Annotated in this window: 2 protein-coding genes; both read right to left on the reverse strand. The window is 58.9% G+C overall.

Annotation, left to right across the window (positions count from 1 at the left end; all coding sequences use genetic code 11):
* Positions 1-186: 186 nt before the first annotated feature.
* Positions 187-2,289 (reverse strand): elongation factor G, encoded by a 2,103-nt coding sequence (fusA, locus tag DBV10_RS12760; RefSeq protein ID WP_124514005.1) that lies wholly within the window; start codon positions 2,287-2,289, stop codon positions 187-189.
* A gap of 150 nt (positions 2,290-2,439) precedes the next feature.
* A complete protein-coding gene (gene rpsG, locus DBV10_RS12765; RefSeq protein WP_005798541.1) occupies positions 2,440-2,913 on the reverse strand; it encodes a 30S ribosomal protein S7 in 474 nt (157 codons plus the stop codon).
* Positions 2,914-3,105 lie beyond the last annotated feature (192 nt).

The following is a 3,105-nucleotide window of genomic DNA, read 5'->3' on the forward strand; positions in this document are numbered from 1 at the left end:
CGTTGACGTGGGGCTTGGTGCGTTCAAACTTACCTTTTGCCATTTCAATTCTCCAAAGAGCAATCCCTGTGTAGTGGTTTTACGTCTGCATCTGGTTGCTGATTCACTCCGCACAGGGAACAGAGTGGCACCGGATCGCAGACAAAACAACACCCGGGCCACCAGGGGCCCAGGCTGAGTGCTTACTTACTTGGCGCGTGCGGCCATGATGGCTTCAGACACGTTGCGAGGTGCTTCGCTGTAGTGCTTGAATTCCATCGTGTAGGTAGCGCGGCCTTGCGACATGGAGCGCAGGGTCGTGGAGTAGCCGAACATTTCGGACAGGGGCACTTCGGCCTTGATGGCCTTGCCGCCACCCGGGATATCGTCCATGCCCTGCACCATGCCACGGCGGCTGGACAGGTCGCCCATCACGTTGCCGGCGTAGTCTTCAGGCGTTTCCACTTCCACGGCCATCATGGGTTCCAGAATGACCGGACCGGCCTTCTTGCAACCTTCCTTGAAGCCGAAGATGGCAGCCATCTTGAACGCCAGTTCGTTCGAGTCCACATCGTGGTACGAACCGAAGTGCAGCGTGACCTTGACATCCACCACGGGGTAACCCGCCAGCACGCCTTGCGTGACGGCTTCGTTGAAACCCTTTTCCACGGCCGGGATGAATTCGCGAGGAACCACACCGCCCTTGATCGCGTCAACGAACTCGTTGCCCTTGCCGGCTTCATTGGGCTCGATCTTGAGCACAACGTGGCCGTACTGGCCCTTACCGCCGGACTGGCGCACGAACTTGCCTTCGGCTTCTTCCACCGTCTTGCGGATGGTTTCGCGGTAGGCCACTTGGGGCTTGCCCACGTTGGCTTCCACGCCGAATTCGCGCTTCATGCGGTCCACGATGATTTCCAGGTGCAGCTCGCCCATGCCGGCGATCAGCGTCTGGCCCGATTCTTCATCGGTCTTCACGCGGAAGGATGGATCTTCTGCAGCCAAGCGCTGCAGGGCGATGCCCATCTTTTCCTGGTCGGCCTTGGTCTTGGGTTCCACGGCCTGGGTGATCACAGGCTCAGGGAACACCATGCGCTCCAGAATGATCTGGGAGTCGAGGTCGCTCAGCGTTTCACCAGTCGTCACGTCCTTCAGACCCACGCAGGCAGCGATGTCGCCGGCGCGGATTTCTTCGACTTCCTGGCGCTCGTTGGCGTGCATCTGCACGATACGGCCGATACGTTCCTTCTTGCCCTTGATGGGGTTGTAGACGGTGTCGCCCTTGCTCAGAACGCCGGAGTACACGCGCACGAAGGTCAACTGGCCCACGAAGGGGTCGGTCATCAGCTTGAATGCCAGGGCCGAGAACTTCTCGCCGTCGTCCGCCTTGCGGGTGACGGGGTTTTCGTCTTCGTCGGTACCCGTCACGTCAGGAATGTCCGTCGGTGCTGGCAAGTAGTCGATCACGGCGTCCAGCATGCGCTGCACACCCTTGTTCTTGAAGGCGGTACCGCACAGCATCGGGTGGATTTCGGTGGCGATGGTACGCGTACGCAGGCCGAACTTGATTTCGGCTTCGGAGAGGTCACCCTCTTCCAGGTACTTGTTCATCAGCTCTTCAGAGGCTTCCGCAGCAGCTTCCACCATCTTTTCACGCCATTCCTTGGCGGATTCCACCAGGTCGGCCGGGATGTCTTCGTAGCTGAACTTCATGCCCTGCGAGGCTTCGTCCCACAGGATGGCCTTCATCTTGAGCAGATCGACCACACCGGTGAACTTGTCTTCGGCACCGATCGGGATCACCACTGGCACGGGGTTGGCCTTCAGGCGCAGCTTCATCTGGTCATAGACCTTGAAGAAGTTGGCACCGGTACGGTCCATCTTGTTCACAAAGGCCAGACGTGGCACCTTGTACTTGTTGGCCTGGCGCCAGACGGTTTCCGACTGGGGCTGCACGCCACCCACGGCGCAATACACCATGCAGGCGCCGTCGAGCACGCGCATCGAGCGTTCCACTTCGATCGTGAAGTCCACGTGACCGGGGGTGTCGATGATGTTGAAGCGGTGCTCTTCGTACGAGTTGTCCATGCCCTTCCAGAAGCAGGTCGTGGCAGCGGACGTGATCGTGATGCCGCGCTCTTGCTCCTGCTCCATCCAGTCCATGGTGGCAGCGCCATCGTGCACTTCGCCAATCTTGTGGCTCACGCCCGTGTAGAACAGGATACGTTCGGTGGTCGTGGTCTTGCCAGCGTCAATGTGGGCCGAGATACCGATATTGCGGTAGCGCTCGATGGGAGTCTTGCGAGCCATGGTAGATCCTTGGATGGGTCGTGTTATTCAGGGGAAGGGCCCAGCATTGTGGCGCTGCAACCCGTCAATTTTGTGACCACCTCAATCGCCACAAGGCTGCAGGCAAAAATGCCGGCAGCCTTGCGCTTGGCGACGAAGCGATCCGTCGATTTAGAAGCGGAAGTGGCTGAATGCCTTGTTGGCTTCGGCCATGCGGTGCACTTCGTCACGCTTCTTCATGGCGCCGCCACGGCCTTCGGTGGCCTCCAGCAGCTCGTTGGCCAGGCGTTGGGCCATCGACTTTTCGCCACGCTTGCGGGCGGCTTCCTTGATCCAGCGCATGGACAGGGCCAAGCGACGGACAGGGCGCACTTCCACAGGCACCTGGTAGTTGGCACCGCCCACGCGACGGGACTTCACTTCCACCATGGGCTTCACGTTGTTGATGGCAACGGTGAAGGCTTCCAGAGGGTCCTTATCGGGGTGCTTCTTCTCGATCAGTTCCAGGGCGCCGTAAATGATGCGCTCTGCAACTGCCTTCTTGCCGCCTTCCATGATCACGTTCATGAATTTGGACAGCTCTACATTGCCGAACTTGGGATCCGGCAGGATTTCACGTTTGGGGACTTCGCGACGACGTGGCATTTTTTACCTCTATCTTTGCTTCAGTTGGCGTCTTTTCAGACACCGCGAGAGTCATTAAAACTCCCACTTACTCGACCCGCGCAGAACACCTGCGTTTGGGGTCACTACGCCGAATCACCGCGCCACGCGGGAAACAGCACCGAAAATTCTTTGCAAAAAAACGCAGGGCTTACTTGGCCTTGGGCTTCTTGG

Source organism: Acidovorax sp. FJL06 (genome assembly GCF_003852545.1).
GTDB lineage: Bacteria > Pseudomonadota > Gammaproteobacteria > Burkholderiales > Burkholderiaceae_C > Acidovorax.